This window comes from Mesorhizobium sp. AR07, from assembly GCF_024746815.1.
Classification (GTDB): Bacteria; Pseudomonadota; Alphaproteobacteria; order Rhizobiales; family Rhizobiaceae; genus Mesorhizobium.
Genome location: NZ_CP080525.1, coordinates 2,157,552 through 2,178,785 on the forward strand (window position 1 = coordinate 2,157,552; position 21,234 = coordinate 2,178,785).

The following is a 21,234-nucleotide window of genomic DNA, read 5'->3' on the forward strand; positions in this document are numbered from 1 at the left end:
AGGATTTTTAGACATGGACGCCAAAGTCAACGGCAACATCTCGTTCTGGTATGCCGACATTGGCGGCCTGCCAGCCTATCGCGCGCCGCTTCCAGGCGACCTCGAAGCCGACGTCTGCATCGTCGGCGCCGGCTACACGGGCCTGTGGACGGCCTACTATCTGAAGCAGGCCGATCCTTCGATCCGCATCGCCATCGTCGAAAAGGAATTCGCCGGCTTCGGCGCGTCCGGCCGCAATGGCGGCTGGCTGTCCGGCGGCTTCAGCTGGTCGCGCGAGAAATACCTGCGGACGTCGACCCGTGGCGCAGTCATCGACATGGAAACCGCCATGCATGGCACGGTGAACGAAGTGATCGCGGTGACCGAGGCCGAAGGCATCGATGCCGACATCCGCCGCGTCGACAATCTGACGGTTGCCACCAACCCGCCGCAGCTGGAACGGATCAAGGCTGCTTATGCCGATGCGATCGGCTGGAGCGTGCCACAGGATCGCGTCAGCCTGATCGGCCAGCAAGAGGCCAGCGCCCGCATCAACATCCGGAATGTGCTTGGCGGTTATGTCCACCACGGTACCGCGCGCGTGCAGCCGGCCAAGCTGGTGCGCGGCCTGTCGGAAGCCGTCGAGCGCCTTGGCGTGCCGATCTACGAACAGACTGCCGTGACGGGCATCGAGAAGGGCAAGGTCACGACCGATCGCGGCACGGTGCGTGCGCCGATCATCATCCGCGCCACGGAGGGGTTCACGGCCGGTATATCCGGCAATGAGCGTCTCTGGCTGCCGCTCAACAGCGCGCAGATCATCACCGAGCCGCTGCCGCAATCGCTGTGGGACGAGATCGGCTGGCAAGGCCACGAGCTTCTGGGCGATGCGGCACACGCCTATTGCTACGCCCAGCGCACCCGCGAAGGCCGCATCACCATGGGCGGGCGTGGCGTGCCCTATCGCTACGGATCGCGGACGGACGTGCGCGGCCAGACACAGCAGGCGACGATCGAAAGCCTGCACGCGATCCTCACCCGCCTTCTGCCGCAGACCAAAAAGCTTCGCATCGACCACGCCTGGTGCGGCGTGCTTGGCGTGCCGCGCGACTGGTGCACGACGGCCGGCCTCGATCTTGAGACCGGCATCGGCTGGGCCGGCGGCTATGTCGGGCTCGGCGTGTCGAGCTCCAACCTTTCGGGCCGGACGCTGCGCGACCTCATCCTGCGCCGCGACACCGAGCTGACCCGCCTGCCCTGGGTCAACCGCCAGGTCAGCAAATGGGAGCCCGAGCCGATGCGCTGGCTCGGCGTCCACTCGATGTATCAGCTCTACCGCGTCGCCGACGAGCGCGAGGAAGCCGACCTCCGGCACACGTCGAAACTGGCGGCCATCGCCGACCGCATCACAGGGCATTGAGCCCCGCGGCGCCGCACATCAGATTGACTAGCATTTTCAGTGCCTACCCGGAGACTGTCATGACCGCCTTCCAGACCTTCGCCCATCTCGCCTCGATTGATCTCGGCGAGCCCGAGCCCAAGCCGACCTCGATCAGCGGCGATCAGCTCGAAGCGTCGAGGACATTGTGGACGTCGCCGGACGGGACACTCGAAGTCGGCGTCTGGGAGTGCACGCCCGGCCGCTTCACCGCCTCGCGCGACACCAATTCCGAAACCTGCCATATCGTGTCGGGCCGGGTCTCGCTGCATGACCCCGATGGCCGCAGCAGGCAAGTCGGTGCCGGCGAAATGCTGGTTCTGCCGAAAGGCTGGAAGGGCGAATGGACGATCCACGAGCCGACGCGCAAGCTCTACATCATGCACTTCGAAGCGGCGTGAGCCGGGTGACGAGTTCCACCCCTTGTCATCGTTGGGCAATCGCATATGGATTCTTGCGAAGAAGGACCCCCACCCTAACCCTCCCCACAAGGGGGAGGGAATGCTGCCGCGCGCCTTTGTTCATCATACTCGGCGTCGAACTTGGGCAGTTTGCCGAGATCAGCGTCTATAGGAGACTCCCCTCCCCCTTGTGGGGAGGGGTTGGGGGTGGGGGTATTCGTAAGGCGAAAGCCTCGGCTTCCCATATGCGATTGCCCTGCATGTCATTGGGATGGAGCTGGCTCTAATCGCCTGAACGATCATCCCTGGTGGCGGTCGGCTTGGCTTCTATTGCGTGCCGCAATGTATCGTTGATCCGGTCCTGCCAGCCGGGCCCATCCGCCTGGAAATGGTCGAGCACGGCCCGGTCGATCCTGATCGAAACAAGCTCCCTGATACCTGGAGCGGCCGAGGGCTCGCGAACCGGAGCCACCGGCTTCTTGATCGGCTTGAAGGCGGCTTCGGCGGCCGTCATCGGATTTGTCGGTCGGCGCGGGGGATTTGCCATTGGGTGACCCTGACTGGAGGCGACTCATGCTCGCCGTTGAGGCTGCACGCTTGGCACCACCATAGCCCAACTGGCGCCACCGCGCAGGCCCATTTGGCCAGGACCTGTCTTCGATCCCCTCCTCTCAACCCGCCAGCGATTTCTCGCCGACATTAAGGACGGTCGCCCCGCAGCCATCGAATTGCAGAGATGCAACGTCGCCGCACGACGACTGCCACGCAATTGATAGCGTTTTCCCCTCACCTTGCCCTCTCGCAAATAATTCTGTGGATATTTGTGTTGTTACGCGTTGGTGTCGTATCGGCCAAGTGAAGGAGGCGTAACAGTAAGCAACTGGATCGGGGGGATTCATGAACAGGTTGCTTGCTGGCGCGGCTTTGCTTGCCGCTGGTGTATTCGGCGCGGATACATCTTTCATTTCTTATATTAGCGGAAGCGCGGGAATGGGTGCTCTTGCGCAAGAGACGCAAGGCACCTCGCTGCAACCTGGCGCGCCTGTGGGCTACGGCAACGGTGGCGCAGCACTGGGCAACGGGCAGCCGGCATTGGGTACGCCGGCGCCAACCTCATCAGACACTGCTACCCCCACTACGGATACAGCGTCAGGCGGGATCGAAAATCCGGACGCGGCGGCCAAGGTCGGCACCGAGCCGGCCGATACCACGGCAACCGATGGTGAGGCAGCACCCGAGGAGCCGGCGGTGGCACAGGCGGCGACCGCCACGGCTCCAGCCACCAGCGGCGATCCCGAGGCTATCGGCACGCCGAAGGTGGATCTGCCGAAAGCCGGCGGCAACGGCAATCTCGGCTATGCCATCGGCATCGATGTTCCCGCCTTCCACGGCATCGAGCCGCGGATCGCCTTGAACTACAACTCCTCGCGCAAGACCAAACTTGGCGGTCTCTATCAGGGCTGGCTGGGCTATGGCTGGGGGCTGGATGGCTTCGACGTGATCGAGCGGGCAAGCCCGGGCTATGGCATGCCGGCCTTCGATGACAACGACATCTATCTGCTCGACGGTCAGGCGATGGTCGCCTGCACCGCTGGCATGGTATCGCCATCCTGTTCGACCGGCGGCACGCATGCGACCGAAAATGAATCCTATCGCCGCATTGCGCTCAACCGCACCACCAATGAGTGGAAGGTGACGGACAGGGATGGCACCGTCTCGACCTTCAAGTCGGTCGGCGTCGTCGCAGGTTCCCCCCCGCCCAACGCAAACCTGGCCTTCGCTTACCGCTGGGTGCTGACCTCGGTCATCGACACCAATGGCAACACCGTCACCTATGGCTACGCCTGCCCGACGGTGCCGGTCTGCTACGCCACGACGGTCAGCTATAACGGCACGTTCATCTGGCTTCACTATGAGCAGCGGCCAGATACGATTCTGATGGGCAATGGTCTCGGCATTTCCGAGACGAATTTGCGCTTGAAGACGGTCAGTGTCTGGGTCAGCAACAGGCTGCGTGGCGCTTACCGGATGGTCTACGACCAGGCGCCGTTCTCCAACACCCCACGGCTCACCAAGGTCGCCCGCTTTGGCAGCGAGTGGACTGTCGAACCCGACGGCGACATCACCGGTAGTGGCAGCTCGAAATGGATCGGCCAGATGACCTATCAGGACACCGATGGGGTTTATTCGACGGTGGCTGGCCCGTTCATCAAGGGCAGCAAGGAAAACCCTAGGGAAAACCCTAGGGAAAACCCTCGAGATGTCGGCGATCTGGATGCGGACGGTCAAGATGAGATTTATGGCGATTATACCGAAACCACAACCACAGGAGGCCGCGACCCGACAACCACAACGACAAGAACAAAGTATGTCTACAAATTCAATTCGAACGGAACTTCTGCCGGAATCGTATCACAACAGATAGATTCTGACGGTGGTAGCGACCATTTTTCTCAGCCGGGTCGCTTTATCGCAGCCAAGAACACGATGGATTTTGCCGATACAGTTATCCACGCTTATACCAATGGCGCTACCGGTCACGTTGCCTATACGGCATCGCCATCGATCATCAAGACGGATGCAGCACTGGGGTTGGTGAAGGTCTCTTGTTCACCGGGCTATGAGGCTGTTTGTAGCGCGCTTCCAAATACCCCAAATACCTCAAAAACCAACCCTGACACTTCACCGTGGCCCATTGTAACCGACGCTGATGGTGACGGCATTGATACGCTCAACCCCATCTGGAACGGCGGCGACGCCTTTAGTTTCGCTGGCGTCGGTGATTTCCGTGGCAATGGCCGTCAGCAGCCGCTTTTGAGACTCGGCGGGTCCTTTCAGAAGGGTGTGCTGTCGAATGGCAAATGGCAGCCGAGCGGATTGTCATTTGCGGGCGGCGTGGTGGGCGATATCAATGGCGACGGCGCGTCAGATATGTTCCAATACGGCGACAACGGCGCTGCAACCGTGTGGCTGTCGACCGGAGTTGGCTTCAAAAGCTATTCGGTCGCCGCGATAGCGGGCCTGACTGCAATCCTTCGCGACTTCGACAATGACGGGAAGGCGGACGTTATTACGATTGGTGGCAGGCCATTCGATACTCAACCCGACAGAACCGACACGGTCAAGGTGTTCTCACTACAGCCTTCGTCGACTTCGATGACGCCGGTGGAGTTCACGTTGCCTACCGCGATGACAGCCGGCACGCTAGTTGGCGACTTCAACGGCGACGGCCTGCCTGATTTCACCGACTACACCAACATGTTCATCTCGAACGCCGGCACGAGCAACCCGAACCTGTTGAAGCAGATCACCACCGAGCTCGGCGGCACGGTTGCGGTCGAGTATGCCCCGTCATCCACTTGGGCGAACAACTACCTGCCGCAGGTGGTGCATGCGGTGTCGAAACTGTCGGTCGGCGATGGTCGTGGCCAGACGGCGGTGAGCACCTACACCTATGCCGGCGGCAAATACGATCCGGCGGCGCGCAAGTTCCTGGGCTTCGCCTCGATCGTCGAGACCCGGCCGCTGGCCAATGGCGAGACAGCACCGTCGAAGATCGAGACCACCTACCGCCAGGATCTGGCAAGCTACGGACTGCCGTCGCTGACGGTATGGAAGGACGGCTCGGGCGTGGTGCGCAAGCAGGTCGCCGAGACCTATGTGGCCGATGCGGTGAACAAGCCCTATCGGGTGTTCAACACCAGCACGCTGACGACGCTGACCGAGAACCTTTCGCTGTCGACCAGGGTCGATCGTTACTTCGACAGCTATAACAACGTCAATTACCTCGATGATTGGGGCCGCACCGATGTCAGCGGCGACGAGACGCGCACGGGATACTTCTTCGTGCCGAACACTTCAGCCTATATCGTGTCGCTGCCAAGGGCAGTCACGGTGCGACCGGCGCTCGACAATACGAGCCCGCTCATCGGCTATCAGGAGAACTATTACGACGGCAATACGGGCGATAATGTCACGGCGCCGACCAAGGGCAATCTGACCTGGAAGCGGAACTTCCAGAACCCCTATGCCTCGCCCCAGCAAGTCGCCAGCACGGTCTTCACCTATGACGGCTATGGCAACAAGGTCTCCGCCGCCGATGGCCTCGGCAACAAGACCTTCTGGGAGTATGACGCGACCTATCATCTTTATCCGGTAACCGAGTGGGCACCACGCTATTTCACCAGCGGCGGACAGCCGGCCGATACGCGGTTCTTCTCGACCGCGACCTACAATGCCATATGCGGGCAGCCGGCGACGAAGACCGACTGGAACGGCATCGTCCAGACCTTCACCTATGATGGGTTCTGCCGGCCGTCTTCCGTCAGATCCAGCGCCACCGGCGCCTATGTCATCACCAGCTTCCAGAACGAGGGCAATTCGCTCTATCAGTCGATCGTGAAGTCCACGGCGCTGCCCAATGGCGCCGGCAGTTATTACACCGCGGCCTATTATGACGGGCTTGGCCGGGTCTGGCGCACGCAAACACCAGGCGAAACGGCAACCGGCCCGGTGCGCATCACCGACACCGACTACGATCAGCGCGGCAATGTCGTGCGTTCGGCCTTCCCGAGGTTTTTAGGCGAAACGGGGCAGTGGACCTACAACGCCTATGACCGGGCCGACCGGCCGACAACGACGGTCAACCCCGATAACAGCCAGCGCACCTATGGCTATTACATGGAAAACAGCACGGCTTTCGCCACGCCGCTGTTCCGCAGCCAGGGCATGACGGACGAACTCGGCCGCTTCACCGCGCGCTATTACTCGGCGCATGGCGACGAGGTTCAGGTCGTTCGCGACGGCACGGGGCTGGCAGTTGGAGAGCAACGCAGCTACGACCGGTTCGGACGGCTGCTAACCGTCACCGATGCCGGCGGCGCGCGCTGGACCTATACCTACGACATGCTCGGCAACCGGCTGTACGCTTCCGACCCCGATCTCGGCACCTGGACCTACACCTACGATGCCGCCAATCGGCTCACCAGCCAGACCGACGCCAGAGGCATGGTCACCTATCTGGCCTATGACCAGATGGGGCGGCTGCTTGTGAAGACGGTTGCCACCAGCCCGGGTGGCAGCCAAGTGACGTTGACGTGGAACGCCTACGACCAGGCGGCGGCCAATTTCTACAACATCGGCCAGTTGACGACCTCGACCAATTCGGCGGCGACGCAAGTCTACAACTACGATGGCCTCGGCCAAGTGGCACGGCAGGATGCCACCATCGCCGGTATCATCCACTCCACCTACACCCCGCGCGATGGCTCGGGGCAGGCTTTGTTCAAGCAATACGCACCGGTGCAGCTCGACTTCGGCACCAACGCCAGTCATTTGCTATACACCGCCAACAATCTGCTCTATTCGGCCCCCGGCTTCATCACCTCGACGATCTACGAGGCCGATGGCCAGACCAAGGAGATCACCTACGCCAATGGCGTGAAGACGTCCTTCACCTATTCACCGACGCGGCGCTGGCTGACGCGCGTGACCACATCGAAGGGCGCGACCATCCTGCTCGACGATCAGTATGCGCGCGACAGTCTCGGCCGCATCACCGGCATCACGGGGCGAACATCAGCCGACAGCTGGAGCTATATCTATGACGGGGTTGACCAGCTGGTTTCAGCCGACAATGCCGGCGACTACACGCTGGACGAGGGTTTTGCCTATACGCTCAATGGCAACATGACGGCGCGCTGGCGCGCCGGCTACTACACCTATCCCTCGGCGGGCGCAGCTCGTCCGCACGCCCCCATCACGGTCGGGTCGAAAACGCTGGCCTATGATGCCAATGGCAACATGACATCGGACGGCAGCCGCACGCTCGCCTGGGACGAGGCCAACCGGCTGAAGACCGTCACGCTCTCCTCCAACAATGTCAATCTCGCCTATGGACCCGACGGGGCGCGGGCGAAGAAAAGCTCCGCTTTCGCCACCACGCTCTATCCCGACGCCTCGGTCGAGATCGACCCGGCGGCACCGGGGGCGAAATACACCCGCTATCCCCATCCCGACATCAAGGTCATCGACGGCGTCAAATACTTCCTGCACCGCGACCATCTGGCCTCAGTGCGCATGGTCACCGATGCCGCAGGCAACATTGTCGAGCAGACCAACTACGCCAGCTACGGCGAGCGCCTCAACACCGGCTTCCAGACGCAGAAGAGCTACATCGGCGAGCGTTTCGATCCCGAGACCGGCCTGGTTTATCTCAATGCCAGATACATGGATCCGCTGCTGGGGCGGTTTATTTCGCCGGATGACTGGGATCCGACGCTGCCGAGAGTTGGTACCAACCGGTATGCATATGCCGGGAACGATCCGGTTAACAAGAGCGATCCGAATGGGCACGTTTTCGGAGATTGGTTCCATTCTCAAAGTGATCGAGATGCCGAAAACAAATCCGGCGGTGACAGCATGCAGTCAGCCGCGGACAAGATGAAAGAGAAAGGCGGTATTCTAAATAACTACACAGCAGATCAACTGGCGAAAGAAGCAGCCCGGTATCGCGCTCGTGTTGGCAAGACGACGGCCCAACTGATGGGAATGGATTTTGAACATTTTCTGGCAAATGTGCCACCTATCGTGGGTGGGCCAGTGCCAACGAGCGCAGCCCTCTCGGAAGCTAGTTCTGTGTCGAGCCTCCGGGTTAAGACATCGGCGGAAGTCAATACCGAGTTGGCAGTGCCTTCCGAAGCTTATAATAGGGCTAGGCATTACGGGAAGACACCGACTGCTGCCGACAGGAAAGCAGCTGGTGTTGGACCTGATGAGGTTTTGGACCACCAACCCTCATTGGTAGAACGATACTATAACGGCGATCCGAAATTGGGTGAGAAGCCAGGCTTTCAAATGACTACGGCTCAGCGAAAGGCGAGCGGAGCAGATAGAAATAGAATGAGCCCACAGCCGCGTACAGAATCTAGCGCGCAGGGCGGCTATTTAAGTAATTTTTCCAAAGAAGTGAAGAAAGCGTTGGGCTTATGAGCTGGATTGATAAGATAGAAAATCACTACGAAATTGTATGGAAATCAAGGGGTGAGATTTGCGAATTTACAAATGGTCCCATTGACGCCCTTCCCGAGGGGTTTACCGTGCGAAAATTTCGACCCCATGCTGGTCGTGATATGTGGACCTTTGCAACCTGCGGCATGTCTCTGCAGAAAGATAAAAAGCCAATAGAACTGCACATATTCAGTCCAAAAGACAGTGTTGAGATCGTCGAGTTGCTCTTTTCTGCGGCACACTTCCACCGCACTGCTGAATTTTTAGGACTTTGGCACACTGTAAATTTTGGAAGATCATGGCTAGACGATTCTTTATGCACACACGGGTTAGTTTCTCTCCCATATCTTGATGGACCACTATTAGAAAATTTGGAATTAAACTCATTTTTGATTAAGTTTTATTGGCTTATACCAATCAGCCCCTCGGAGGTTGAATTTAAAAAGGCGAATGGCTTAGAGGCCCTTGAAGCAAAATTTGAGCAGGCAAATTTTAATTATATTGACCCTAGGAGACGAACTGTGGTTTAGAATTACGGTGACTAGAATTTGACGGTGCACTCATGTGATTTACGGTGACAGTGCACTTTTTACCATGTCCGCCCAGCCGTCATCATGTGTAAACTGGCCCGCGCCCGCATTGTCGTTCCCGGTCTGCCGCACCACGTGACGCAGCGCGGCAACGGTCGCGCCAAGGTGTTTTTCACACCCGACGACTATGCGCTCTACAAGACCCTGCTGGTCGAGCATTGCCGGCTCACCGGTGTCGGCTTCTGGGCGTGGCGCCTGATGCCGAACGCGGCAGCCAACCCGAACAACAAAAGCTGTGGCTAATCAGCCTCCCGTGCCTTCGCTGATATCCGCATCCCACCAGCAATTGGTGTAGTCTCACCCTGAAAACCCCAGCTGAGAATCAGCCGGGTGGCGGGCGGCTGGTTGTGGCGACACTCAACGCGCAGGGTCTGGATTTCTGGGACTGGTGGCTCGATGAGCTGCGAGGGGTCTGGTCGCGGGTCGCGCCCAGGCAAAAGAAACCGTCCACCGGCGACTGGATCGTCAGCCTGGCGGATGACGGCATCCGCGCCCGCGAGGCCAATGCGCCGGAGTTCCAGTCGATCCCGTTGGCGCTGACCGCCTCCTCGGACGAGATCCTGGCGCTGCTCCAGGGCGGCCCCCGGCGCAAGCGGCCGACCTTCGATGTCGTGATCCAGCCCGGACTGTTCCTGACCCGGCAACTGGCGGCGCGGCGGCTGCCGCTTCGGCAGGCGCGCGACATGGCCGAGCTCGACCTTCTGGCCTCGACGCCGATCGATCCGGCGCAGGTGCATGTCGTCTTCGCCAGACAGGTCGGGGCCAGGCAGGTTGGGGCCAGGCAGGTTGGGCAGGACTGCTGCTACCATGTCGTCAAGGCGAAGACGCTTGCCGCGGTGCTGGACGCGGTCCGCCGGGCTGGCGGGTCGGTCCGGTGCCTGTCGCTGTCGCAGCCGGACGGCGCGCTGCTGGCCGATCCGCTCAGCCTGGCCGCCATCTGGCCACCGACCGCGCGCGACCGGCGCGTCAGGACCGCCGGGATGGCGGCCTGTTCGATGCTGGCCGCGGCCGTGCTGGTCACCTTCGCTCATGCGCATTGGCGCAGCTGGCAGGCCGGCGCGGAGCTCGACGCGCGGATCGCCGACGCACAGGTGCTGGCCAAGGCGGCACGCAGCGCGCTGCAGAAGCGCCAGGCCGGCATCGAGCAGATCGAAAAAATCCGCCAGGAAAAGAAGACCACGCCGTCGCTGGTCCGCGTCTGGGGCGAACTGACGCATCTGCTTCCCGACACCACATGGCTGACCGATCTTTCGGCCAAGGGCGACGACCTGACCATCACGGGATTTTCCACGTCCGCCGCCGAATTGATCCAGCCGCTCGACGCCTCGCCGCTGTTTTCGGCGCCGGAATTCGCGGCACCGGTGGTCAAGGTTCCCGGCCAGGACGGCGAACACTTCACCATTTCGGCAAAGATCGGAGCGCTCTGACCATGCTCTCCGCCATCCTCAACACAAGCCCGCCGATCCGTCGCCTGATTGCGCTGGCCATCGCGGCGGTGGCGGCCTGCGCCCTGGCCTGGGTGGTGTTCGCCGCGCTCGACAGCGTCGCCGAGGCGCAGGCCGGGATCGAGGAAAAGCGCGAGCTTCTTGGCCAGTTGCAAAGCGTGGCGGCACTGGCCAAGCGCCTCGACAGCGCCGTCAGTCCGGTGGCCGCGGCAAATCCCGAATTCCTCACCGGCGGAAGCGAAGCGGTCATTCGCGGCGGGCTGCAGACCCGGCTGAACGCGATTGCCGCCGCCAACGGGGTGAGTGTTCTTTCAGCCGGCAACGCGCCGGCGCTGACCGAAGCCGGCGTCGATTTCATCGGCCTGCGGGCCAACCTTTCGGGACCGCTGGAGGGCATCCACAACGCGGTCCTCGCCATCGAAACGTCGCTGCCGGTGCTGTTCATTCGCGAGGCCACCTTGCGCACGACCGATGTCGGACCGGCTGCCGGGCGGACCGGCGACCCGGAGATCTTCGCCGAGATCCTGTTTTACGGCCCGTTGCAAACGCAGATCACGCCGCCCGCCGGGGTCAAACCATGACCTCGAAATTCGCCGCCCTGGCAATCGCGGCCATGATCGCGGGCCTCGCTTTGGTCAATGTCGCGCTCTACATCTCGCCGGTCGACATCTCGCCGGTCGCCTCCGGCAAGGGACATGACGGCGGATTGGCGGCCGCGGCCGGATCGCTGCAGTTTCCCGAGGCCGGCAATTTCAGCGAGACGTTCGAGCGTCCGCTGTTCACGCCGACGCGCCGGAAATTCGTGCCGCCGCCGGTCGCGCCGCCGCCGGTGGAGGTTGCGGCAGCACCCGTCGTGCAGTCCCCGCCCCCGCCGCCGCCCGAAGTCGCGCCGGCCGTTGCGCCTTCGCTTCTGGGCATCAGCATTCAGGGCGGAGCGGCAAAGGCCCTGCTGCGCGTCGCCGGCAGCGAAACCGCGATCTGGTATGGCAATGGCGAGACCGTCGACGGCTGGACGGTGTCGACGATCGACAAGGATCAGGCAGTGCTGGAGCGGGCGGGCAAGGTGGCGCGCATTCCGCTTTATCCGCCATGGAAGAATGTCCCGCCACCCGCAAATATCCCGCCCCCGAGCGAACCGCAATTATGAGCGGCCGCACATCTCATGAAAGCGCAAACGCAAGCGCCGGGGACGAAAGCGCTGGCAGCGGCTTTTCGCTGGTCGCCGTGCTGGTGTTCATGCTGATCGTCTCGGCGATCGTCGTGCCCTTTGCCGTGACGGCGAAAACGCGGCTGATGATCGCCAACAACGAAGTCGAGCAGGAGCGCCTGTCGCTGCTTGCCGAAGGCCTGGGCAATGTGGTGGCGAGCGAATTGATCGATGGCTTGGGAGCAAAAATTTTTGAGCTGGATTTCACGCCGGCCGCCTGCCGGGCGGGTGATCTCAGCTTCGATGTCCGTGTCCAGGATCATGGCGGGCTGATCAATCTCAATGCCGCGGACGACACGCTGCTGGCGCTCGGTTTCGCATCGCTCGGCTTCGAGCGGCAGACAGCGCAAGCGCTGGCCAAGGCGGCGATCCGGTTTCGTGACAGTGCCAAGCCGTTTGCTGGCAAGCCGCAGCCCAGAAGCCCGGCCGGGCCGCCCGAAGACAAGCAGGCGCCGTTCGAATCGGTGTCCGAGCTGCAGGAGTTTTCGGCCCTTGCGTCGATGTCCTTGCAAGACCTCCACGCTGTTTTCACGGTCAACTCGGAGCGCAGCACGATCAGCGCCGATCGTGCGCCAAACCGTCTTCGCGCTTTTCTTGCCCGCGGCAGCAGCGCTTCGGTCACCGAGGCGGCGGCCGATGCATCGGCCTACACGGTCGAATTGGTCGTGAGACGAGACGGAGCCGGGATCACGGGCGAAGCCGGGTTCATCATCAAGAGGTCTCCGGCCGACCCCAAGGCGTTCTGGCGCCTCTCCCGAAGCCCGGTCACCGCAGCCGCCGCATCGCCGGAAGCCGCCGGCACCGCAGGTTGCGAGGTGCTTTTCGGCGCCGAGGCAGCGCAGATCCTGCAAGGGTGGAGCTCATGAACGCCTCTTCCCAGACCCAGGGCCAGCCCCAAAACCAGACCCCGGGGATCGAGGCGTTTCTTGCCTTTCTCGAGGGCGAGAAAATGCTGACCGCGCACGCGGCCCAGCGCGCATTGGGGGCATCGCGAACATCCGGACATCCGTTCGATACGGTGATGACCGAACTCGGGCTGATCGGCGAGCAGGAGCTTGCCGACAGCCTCAGCCGCTACCTGAACGCACCGACGCCGGTCGAGATACCCGAACAGGTCAGCCCCGAAATGCTGGCAAGCGTGCCGCTGGCCTATCTGCGCGAAAACGCGATCCTGCCGCTGCGGATGGATGCCGAGCAGCTGGTTGTCGCCGTGGCCGATCCGTTCTCGTCGGCAACCATCGACGCGCTCGCCTTTCACTATGAACGGACATTGGCGCTGCGCATCTTGCCGAGGCGCACGATTGGCGAATGCATCGATCGCATCGAGCAATCGGCCATGGCTGCCGTTTCAAATGGCGGCAGCGGCGGCGAAACCCTGGATTTCGGCCCCGACGACCTCGAACGGCTGAAGGATTTCGCCCGTGAGGCGCCGATCGTCCGCTTCGTCGCCGAGACAATCCACAAGGCGGTCGATGCGAGAGCCACCGACATTCACATCGAGCCGCTCGAGGACCACGTCCGCATCCGCTTCCGGCATGACGGCATGCTGTCCACCGTCGACACCGCCTCGATCGCGATGCTGTCCGGCATCTCCACCCGCATCAAGATCCTGTCGCGGCTCAACATTGCCGAGCGGCGCCTGCCGCAGGATGGGCGCATGCGCATCGCCGTGCGCGGCCGCGACGTCGACCTGCGCGTCTCGATCATTCCGTCGATTCACGGCGAAGCCATCGTGCTTCGAATTCTCGATCGCGCAGGCGTCGAATTGCGGTTGGAGAAGCTGGGTTTCGACGGCGCCGCGCAGGCGAAAATCCGCTCCATGTCGCAAGCCGCCAACGGCATCGTGCTGATCACCGGGCCGACCGGAAGCGGCAAAACGACGACGCTCTATTCCATCCTCGCGGAGCGTTCGCGGCCGGATGTCAAGATTTTCACCGTCGAGGATCCGGTCGAATACCGGATGGCGGGCATCACCCAGCTGCAGGTCAATCCGGCGATCGACCTCGACTTTGCCGCCGCCCTGCGTTCGATCCTGCGGCAGGATCCCGATATCATCCTGCTCGGTGAAATCCGCGATCGCGAGACGGCGCAAGTCGCGGTGCAGGCGGCGCTGACCGGCCATCTGGTGTTTTCGACGCTGCACACCAACAGTGCCGCCGGCGCCCTGACGCGGCTTCGCGACATGGGCATCGACGGCTATCTGCTCGGCGCGACGATCCGGGGCGTCATCGCGCAGCGGCTGCTGCGCCGCATCTGCCCGGCCTGCCACGGCGCGGAACAAACCAGCCCGGCCTGCCGCACCTGCAACGGCTCCGGCTACAGCGGGCGCACGGTGACCTACGAAATGCTGCAGGTGTCGCCGCGCATCGCCGAACTGATCGACCAGGGTGCCGGTGAAATGGAGATCGGGAAAATTGCGGCCGAGGACGACCTCGTGCCGATGTCGGTCCACGCCACCGCACTTGCCCGGTCGCGGGTCACCACGATGGACGAGGTCCGGCGGGTCATCGATCTCGCGGGAGGTGGCTGATGCCGGCCTTTGCCTATCGCGCCTATCTCGTCGACGGCAGCACCGAGACCGGCGTCCTCGATGCGTCGACCAAGCAGGATGCCGCCCGCAAACTGGCGCAGCAGGGCCGCCGTTCCTATCATCTTGCCCCGGTGAACGGCGACAGGCAGCAGCTTCGCCTGCCGGGGCGCAGCGCGCTGACCTTTACCCGAAGGGTCGATCTCAGCCGCCTGTTTTCCGAGCTTTCGGTGCTTCTGAATGCCGGTTTCACGGTCGACCGCGCCTTGAGCGCCTTCATCTCGGGCCAGGCCAACCACCAGCGGCGCCAACAGCTGCAATCGGTGCTCGATCTGACGACAGGCGGCCGGCCGATCGCCGAAGCCTTTGCCGGCCTGCCGGGCATCACCTCCGACGTTGCCGCCTTGCTCGCCAGCGGCGAACGCAGCGGCAAGATGGCCTATATATGCCAGCGGCTGGCGGATGCGTTCGAGGCAACGGCCAAGCGCCGCGCGGCAATCGTCGAGGCGCTGGCCTATCCGGCTTTCCTGCTGCTGGTCATGAGCGGCGCGCTGGTCATTCTGGCCACGGTTCTGGTGCCGGCGCTGGAGCCGATCTTCGAGGGCTCATCCGCCCCAAAGCCGTTCACCATGACCGTGCTTTCGGCGTTCGGCACGGTGTTCAGGGACTACCCGTTCGTTTTCCCGCTGGCGGCGGTCCTGGGTCTGCTTTCCTATCTTTTTCTGTCCCGCTCGGCCGGCGCCAGAAAGCAGTTTTCGCATTGGCTGTTGAAGATCCCGTTGATTGGCGCGCTGGTCAGGGATGCCGTGGTCGCGCGCTACCTGGAAACGCTAGCGCTGTTGCTCGGCAATGGCGTGGCGATGACCGAAGCGCTTGGCCTGGCCGCCAACGTTTCCAGGCAAAGTTCACTGGCGGCAAGCTTCGCCACCATCGAGGAAACCGTCGCAAATGGCGCCCGCCTGCATGGCGCGATCGTCAAGGCGGGGATTTTCGACAACGCGACGATGTCGCTGGTCTCGCTCGGCGAAGAGGCGAATGCCCTGCCGGTGGTGCTGGATCGCGCGGCGAAAATGCTTCAGCTGACATTGAGCAGGCGGATCGACACGGTGCTGAAGCTGCTGACGCCGGCGCTGACGATTTCGCTCGGTTTTCTGGTCGGCAGCCTGGTCATTTCGGTGATGACCACGATCCTCAGCATCAACGATCTGGCGCTGCAATGACAGCCGCGCCAGGAGCCAGCGCACCGGCGGACGCAACGGCCGGATTCACCCTGGTCGAAATGCTGGTCGTGCTGGCGATCATGGCCCTCGTCGCGGCCATCGCCGCACCGGGGCTGGTCAGCAACTATCGCACCAAGACCGTGGAGACGCTGGCCGGCGAGATCACCATGCGGCTGCGCCTGGCGCGCACATCGGCAATCGCCACCGCCAGGCCGAAGCAGGTCGTTGTCGATCTCGGCACCCGCACCGTCCGTTTTGGCGAGCGAGATAGCATCGCCCTGCCGGACGATGTCAAAATGACCGTAATCACTGGTCAGGAGACTGTCGTCGCCGGCCGGCAGACGGTCTTGACCTTCCTGCCCGATGGCAGCGCTTCCGGCATGGACATTTCCCTGCAGCAAAAAGGTCGGACCACGCGCATTGCCGTCAATTGGCTGACCGGGCTTCCAACGTGGCGCACACTGCCATGACCGGGCCATCGTCGCAGCCCTCTCCCGAAGACGGATTTTCGATCCTGGAGATGATCGTCGCCATGACGATCCTGGCGCTTGTGCTGGGCATTGCCAGCCAGTCGATCGTGCTGGCCAGCCGCAGCATCACTGCCGCCAAGCGCCAGGTCGAAGCCGCCAGGACCGTCCGTGCGATGCTGACCGACTACGAAGCCCAAGTCCAATCCACGACACAATCCGGCTGGACCCTGAAGACCCGCACGATAGGGGTGGCGAAGGCGAAGGTAACCGCTGTCATCATCGAGAAGGCGGGTGGAGCATTTCCAGGCGGGCCGTTTCTGACCTTCGTGCCCGTACAGGGCAAGGCTGCTGCCCCGTGAGCGGCCTGTTCTTCCGGGCACGATCGAATGTCCGCGCCGATCGCAAGCGTCTTTCAGGCGCCCTTCCGCCGGGCCGCAAATCGCCGCCGGGACCATCGGCATCGGTTGAGGGATTTGCGCTCATCGATGTGTTGGTCGGGCTCGCCCTGATCGGCGTGATTACATCGCTGATGATGGTCTTTCTCGGCCAGGCCCGAACGATGATGCGCATCGAAAAGGCAACCGAATTCCAGATGGAGGTCGATGCCGCATCGCGGTTTCTGAAAACGGCGATCAGCCATGCCGAGCCATTGCCATTGTCCAAGTCGACGCCGGACATGGTGCTTTATCTCAACGGCGACAGTGCCCGGATTGAATTCAACGCCGTTCAGGCGATCGGCTTCAAATCCTCCGCTCTGCGCGAAATTGCCGTTTCGCTTGGCGATGGAGGCCAGGCCGGAGGGGCGCTGGCCATTGTCCAGAAAACCCGGCGCGGCGGCGACGCCAGCGCATCGAAGCCGAGCGAACCGGTGCGGCTGATCGGCGGCGTCACCGCCATGAGATTCGAGTATCTCGACAGTTCGGCCGCCCCCTCATCATGGGTGCCGAACTGGAATGCATCACGGCGCCTGCCCAGCGCCGTGCGCTTCACCATCTCGGTGCTGCGGGACGGCGCGGCCTATTCGTCGAGAGGTCTTGCACGCCTCGACCTGGCAAATCCGCCGGTGCCGCGCACGAATTCGCTCCTTTCGAAATGAAATCCTTGTTCCCTCAGTTGGAGACGTCCTGGTCTTCACCGGTTCCGTCCGGCTTGCCGTCTTTGCCAAAGGTGCGGATGATCACACCGCTCCCATCGGCCTTGACTTCGTAGGAATAAGGCCTCCCCCACGGATCCTTCAGGCCGGTTGTTCCCTTGAGATAGGGCCCGTTCCAACGCGGTTCGCCGGCGGGCGCGGTGACCAGGGCCGAGAGCCCCTCTTCCGCGGTCGGATATTTCGCATTGTCGACATAGTAGAGTTCGAGCGCGCTTTCGATGTTGCGAATTTGCGCCTTGGCGGCATTGGTCCTGGCCGAACCGAGATAGCGCAGGACCTGTGGCGCGGCCAGCGTCGCGATCAACGCGATGATGGCGAGCACGACCAGGAGCTCGACCAGGGTGAAGCCGCTTTCGCGATCGTCGCTTTCGCCGCCAGATTTTCTGGCGCGGCCGGATTTTTCGGAAAGTCGAGTGAAGCGCGGAGTGATCATCAGAGCAGTCCCATGTTCAAACCTGCGAATTGCTCCAGCCCCCAGCTGCAGCCGAGGCCGATGGCGATAAACGGACCGAAGGCGACACGGGCCTGCACTGCTGCCGGCCCTGTCGCGAGGACTTGCCCGCCGACGAACAGCAGAGCGCTGGCGCTGGCGATGAACAGCAGCACCGGCAGCAGCAGCGGGCTGATCCAGCATGCGGCAGCGGCCAGCATCTTGACGTCGCCGAGACCGAGACCGATCCTGCCCGTCATGAGGAAATGACCGCGCCGGATCAGCCAGGCAGCAGCAAAGGTCACGGCGGCAAACAGGAGGTGTACGGGGAGGCCATCCGCTTCCGTCGCCATCTGATAGAAAAGGCCGATGCCGGCCAGCGCCAGGTTGAGCCCGCCGGGATGATCTGCCTGCGGAAATCGGCGATCGAAATCGCGGCGAGAACGGCCACCAGGGCGACCGTGGCAGCCAGCACGAGAGATGGGTGCGCAGCCATCGTCAATACGCCAGCCTCTTCAGGTCCTGTTGCAGCTTGGTGCCGCCGCGTCGCTTCTGGATCGGCGTCTGCAGGCTGATCTTGCCGCGGAATTCGTCCGTCACTTCGCGGGCTTCGTTGATGTCACGGACAACATGCGGCCTGATAAAGATGATCAGTTCGGTACGTCCGATACTGTCCGTCTTTTGCTTGAACGCGTTGCCGATAATCGGGATGTCGCCGAGGATAGGCACCTGAGTGCGGTCGACATTGTTGCGCGACTGGATGAGGCCGCCCAGCGCCAGGCTCTCGCCATCGTTGACCAGAACGCGGGTCTGGATCTTGCGCTGCTGGATGGTCGGCGAATCGATACCGGAGCTGGTCGTCTTGGTCACATTGCTGACCTCCTGCTCGATGTCGAGCATGACCCTGCCGGCATTGTTGATGCGTGGCGTCACCGTCAGGATGACGCCTGTGTCCTTCATCTCGACCGAGACGACCGGCGAGCTGCCGAGCGTCTGGTCCACCACTTGCCTTGTGGCGATGGGCACCTGGTCGCCGACCTGCAATACCGCTTTCTGGTTGTTCAGGGCCATGATGGTGGGCGCCGAGATGACATTGACGTCGGTGATACTGGACAAGGCGTTCAGCGTCACCTGGATGTTATCGGTCGCATAGCTCCAGTTGAAGCCGGGGAGCGCTGCCGCGGCGGCGCCCTTGGCCACGTCCGACAGCGAAATCTTCATGCCGCCATTCTCGAAGAACCAGCGCAGGCCGTATTTCAGATCGTCGTTGAGCGTGACTTCGGCGATGACGGCTTCCAGCATGACTTGCGTCGGCAGCACGTCGACCTTGGCCAGGATCTGCTCGATGCGTGCGTAGTCGCGCGCCGTGGTCTGGATCAGCAGCGCATTGTTTTCGATATCGGCGACGACGGTGGCGTGGGTGGGCGGCTGTCCGTCCTGCAGCGGGGGCAGCGAAGGCGACGGCCCGGTCAATGGCGCCGGCGTGACGCCGTCCGACTGCATGGCGATCGGGGTCTGGTCGGGCGACACGTTCGAGCCGCCCGATCCCCCTTCGGTCTTGACCGAAGTGCCGAGAACGGAGCTCAGCACCGCGGCCAGTTCCTTGGCCGGGCGGTTCTGTATCTGGTAGACGAAGAGCTGGTCTTCGTTGGTCTCGGCCAGCTTGTCGAGCTTGTTGATCCAGGTCGCCGCCCGGCTGAGATAGGCCGGGCGCGAGGTGATCACCAGCACCGAATTCAGCCGGTCGTTGGGGATGAACTGGATGAGCTTGGCACCCGGCCCATCCTTGGTGCCGAAGATCGAATTGAGTTCGGCGGCAACCGCCTCCGGTTTGGAGGTCTTCAGCGGATGCAGCGCCACCGACATGCCGCGCATCCAGTCGACGTCGAACACCGAAACCGCTTCGCGAATGGCATTAAGGTCGCTGTCGTTGCCGGCGACGGTGATCAGGTTGCGGGTGGAATCGACCCGGAGCACCGAGCCCTGGCGGGTGATCGGCTCGAGAATGGTCTTCATTTCGTCGGCGGCGATGAATTGCAGCTGCAGCACCTGCACCTTGACGCCGGGGCCGGACGGCGAAACCGACGGCACGCTGACCGGCGGTGTGCTGGACATGACTTCGGAAAGCGGCACGACCTGGTAGGTGCCGCCGCGGTTGGTGATGCCGGCCGCGTTCACCGCCAGCGCCGATTGCAGGATGTCGATCAGCGCATCCTTCGACACCGGCTGCGAGGTCTGCAGCGTCACCGTGCCCTGCACGCGCGGGTCGACAATGTAGTTGAGGTGCAGGGCGTCGCCGAGCACCGCCTTGGCCGCCGCGGCAATCGGCGCGTTGACCAGATTGAGTTCGTATTGGCCCGAGCCATCGGTCGTCACCTTGGTGACAGGGGCGCCCGACGAGACAAACTGGCCCGAGCCCTGATACTGCGTGCCGGTAAAGCGCTGCGCCTGGCCGGCTGCCGACGTGACGGCGCCCGGCCCGGTATATCCTGCCCGCAAGGGGGAGTTCCTGGCGTGCAGGCTGTCGATGGTTTCGGTGAAGAAGTCCTTGCCAGGCGCGGACGTGCAGCCGGCAATCGCCAGCAGCGTGCACAACACGACGCGATTACTCGGCTTGATCGACATCCACCCGATTCCCCTGGGTTCCCAGTCTAGGGCTTCTTGCAAGCGGATGTTTGGAATGATGGGGGTCTTGTGGGTCTATCCACAGGGTTGGTGGTGGACGGTCCAATTCCAGTTTGCCCGGCAATCCGATCCAAAAATGCCTCGGTAAAAAAAGTGCACTGTCACCGTAATTCGTAATTCCAGTGCATGTCGCTCAACGACGGCTGTTCCTGGAGGTCCGCTATGGCCCGACCCGGCATCCCAGTGCGGACTTTCCCACCATTGCCGCCCCTGCTGTTGATGGAACGGACCAGCACGGAGTTCTCGGAATGGATGCGAGAGAGATGCAGGCGATCGGCGACACCCTCATGAGGATCGTGACGCCGGACATGACGCCCAAGCAGTTGATCAAGGCAGCCCGCAAGGAACACCCAAGCGCCTCAAAGAAAGACATCGCAAGGGCCGCGTTCTTTTCGATTATCTCGAACGCCGATCGGGACATGGGCAAGGCCAAGAACTTGCAGACCTTCGCCCTTGCCGAACGGACACAAAACTCTGACGATTGATCGATTGGCGATGCCGAAACCGGCAAGGAAATCTGGAGGCACGCGTTGCTGACCGAAGGCCGTGTTTCCGGAGACTGTCGACGCCAGTACCGACGCCGGATTTCCTTGCGCCGTTGGAAGACGATTCCGAGGCTGTGGGCATACGCCGCCGCCAACAGGGATGGGCCTAAAACCGAATCTGTCGTTCGGCCCATTG

The 21,234-nt window shown here is 62.4% G+C and carries 19 protein-coding genes; 15 read left to right on the forward strand and 4 right to left on the reverse strand.

From position 1 onward, the window contains the following. The first annotated feature begins 13 nt into the window (after nt 1-13). Both BPNPMPFG_RS10970 and BPNPMPFG_RS10975 read left to right on the forward strand, forming a co-directional pair. Entirely contained in the window at nt 14-1,399 is a 1,386-nt protein-coding gene (locus BPNPMPFG_RS10970) for an NAD(P)/FAD-dependent oxidoreductase (protein WP_258595343.1), read from the forward strand. 59 nt (nt 1,400-1,458) lie between these two features. Further along, nucleotides 1,459-1,818 carry a cupin domain-containing protein gene (locus BPNPMPFG_RS10975; RefSeq protein ID WP_258595344.1) on the forward strand — a complete coding sequence of 120 codons (360 nt, stop codon included), beginning with the start codon at nt 1,459-1,461 and terminating at the stop codon, nt 1,816-1,818. 283 nt (nt 1,819-2,101) lie between these two features. Here the strand turns inward: BPNPMPFG_RS10975 and BPNPMPFG_RS10980 are convergent, their stop codons facing one another. Beyond that, a complete protein-coding gene (locus tag BPNPMPFG_RS10980) occupies nt 2,102-2,365 on the reverse strand; it encodes a BrnA antitoxin family protein (protein WP_258595345.1) in 264 nt (87 codons plus the stop codon). 443 nt (nt 2,366-2,808) lie between these two features. Between BPNPMPFG_RS10980 and BPNPMPFG_RS10985 the strand changes: the two genes are divergently transcribed. From BPNPMPFG_RS10985 to BPNPMPFG_RS11040, 12 genes are all read left to right on the forward strand, one after another. Continuing rightward, on the forward strand, nt 2,809-8,808 hold the full coding sequence (locus BPNPMPFG_RS10985) for an RHS repeat-associated core domain-containing protein (RefSeq protein WP_258595347.1): 6,000 nt from the start codon (nt 2,809-2,811) through the stop codon (nt 8,806-8,808). Next, a complete protein-coding gene (locus tag BPNPMPFG_RS10990; protein WP_258595349.1) occupies nt 8,805-9,356 on the forward strand; it encodes a suppressor of fused domain protein in 552 nt (183 codons plus the stop codon). The genes BPNPMPFG_RS10985 and BPNPMPFG_RS10990 overlap by 4 nt, the downstream gene beginning before the upstream one ends. 84 nt (nt 9,357-9,440) lie before the next feature. Beyond that, nucleotides 9,441-9,659, forward strand: coding sequence for a hypothetical protein (locus BPNPMPFG_RS10995; protein ID WP_258595350.1), 219 nt, complete (start codon nt 9,441-9,443; stop codon nt 9,657-9,659). Between the two features lie 104 nt (nt 9,660-9,763). Then, nucleotides 9,764-10,843, forward strand: a complete 1,080-nt coding sequence (locus BPNPMPFG_RS11000) for a PilN domain-containing protein (RefSeq protein WP_258595351.1) — start codon at nt 9,764-9,766, stop codon at nt 10,841-10,843. Nucleotides 10,844-10,845: 2 nt separating this feature from the next. Beyond that, nucleotides 10,846-11,442, forward strand: a complete 597-nt coding sequence (gene gspM, locus BPNPMPFG_RS11005) for a type II secretion system protein GspM (protein ID WP_258595353.1) — start codon at nt 10,846-10,848, stop codon at nt 11,440-11,442. Further along, the gene (locus tag BPNPMPFG_RS11010) at nt 11,439-12,008 is read left to right on the forward strand and encodes a hypothetical protein (protein WP_258595354.1); all 570 of its coding nucleotides are present in this window, start codon (nt 11,439-11,441) and stop codon (nt 12,006-12,008) included. The genes gspM and BPNPMPFG_RS11010 overlap by 4 nt, the downstream gene beginning before the upstream one ends. After that, nucleotides 12,005-12,934, forward strand: a complete 930-nt coding sequence (locus BPNPMPFG_RS11015) for a general secretion pathway protein GspK (protein ID WP_258595356.1) — start codon at nt 12,005-12,007, stop codon at nt 12,932-12,934. Before BPNPMPFG_RS11010 ends, BPNPMPFG_RS11015 begins: the two co-directional genes overlap by 4 nt. Next, on the forward strand, nt 12,931-14,598 hold the full coding sequence (locus tag BPNPMPFG_RS11020) for a GspE/PulE family protein (protein ID WP_258595357.1): 1,668 nt from the start codon (nt 12,931-12,933) through the stop codon (nt 14,596-14,598). The genes BPNPMPFG_RS11015 and BPNPMPFG_RS11020 overlap by 4 nt, the downstream gene beginning before the upstream one ends. Further along, nucleotides 14,598-15,815 carry a type II secretion system F family protein gene (locus BPNPMPFG_RS11025; RefSeq protein WP_258595358.1) on the forward strand — a complete coding sequence of 406 codons (1,218 nt, stop codon included), beginning with the start codon at nt 14,598-14,600 and terminating at the stop codon, nt 15,813-15,815. Before BPNPMPFG_RS11020 ends, BPNPMPFG_RS11025 begins: the two co-directional genes overlap by 1 nt. After that, nucleotides 15,812-16,285, forward strand: coding sequence for a GspH/FimT family pseudopilin (locus BPNPMPFG_RS11030; RefSeq protein WP_258595359.1), 474 nt, complete (start codon nt 15,812-15,814; stop codon nt 16,283-16,285). Before BPNPMPFG_RS11025 ends, BPNPMPFG_RS11030 begins: the two co-directional genes overlap by 4 nt. After that, nucleotides 16,282-16,644 (forward strand): PulJ/GspJ family protein, encoded by a 363-nt coding sequence (locus BPNPMPFG_RS11035; RefSeq protein WP_258595360.1) that lies wholly within the window; start codon nt 16,282-16,284, stop codon nt 16,642-16,644. Before BPNPMPFG_RS11030 ends, BPNPMPFG_RS11035 begins: the two co-directional genes overlap by 4 nt. Beyond that, nucleotides 16,641-17,381 carry a type II secretion system protein GspJ gene (locus BPNPMPFG_RS11040; RefSeq protein ID WP_258595361.1) on the forward strand — a complete coding sequence of 247 codons (741 nt, stop codon included), beginning with the start codon at nt 16,641-16,643 and terminating at the stop codon, nt 17,379-17,381. Before BPNPMPFG_RS11035 ends, BPNPMPFG_RS11040 begins: the two co-directional genes overlap by 4 nt. A 13-nt stretch (nt 17,382-17,394) precedes the next feature. Here the strand turns inward: BPNPMPFG_RS11040 and gspG are convergent, their stop codons facing one another. The 3 genes from gspG to gspD form a co-directional block, all read right to left on the reverse strand. Beyond that, entirely contained in the window at nt 17,395-17,871 is a 477-nt protein-coding gene (gene gspG / locus BPNPMPFG_RS11045; protein WP_258595362.1) for a type II secretion system major pseudopilin GspG, read from the reverse strand. After that, nucleotides 17,871-18,221 (reverse strand): prepilin peptidase, encoded by a 351-nt coding sequence (locus BPNPMPFG_RS11050; RefSeq protein ID WP_258595364.1) that lies wholly within the window; start codon nt 18,219-18,221, stop codon nt 17,871-17,873. The genes gspG and BPNPMPFG_RS11050 overlap by 1 nt, the downstream gene beginning before the upstream one ends. 145 nt (nt 18,222-18,366) lie before the next feature. Beyond that, the gene (gene gspD, locus BPNPMPFG_RS11055; protein ID WP_258595366.1) at nt 18,367-20,493 is read right to left on the reverse strand and encodes a type II secretion system secretin GspD; all 2,127 of its coding nucleotides are present in this window, start codon (nt 20,491-20,493) and stop codon (nt 18,367-18,369) included. Nucleotides 20,494-20,801: 308 nt separating this feature from the next. On the opposite strand from gspD, the gene BPNPMPFG_RS11060 reads away from it, so the two are divergent. Then, nucleotides 20,802-21,038 carry a hypothetical protein gene (locus BPNPMPFG_RS11060; protein ID WP_258596713.1) on the forward strand — a complete coding sequence of 79 codons (237 nt, stop codon included), beginning with the start codon at nt 20,802-20,804 and terminating at the stop codon, nt 21,036-21,038. Nucleotides 21,039-21,234: the final 196 nt, after the last annotated feature.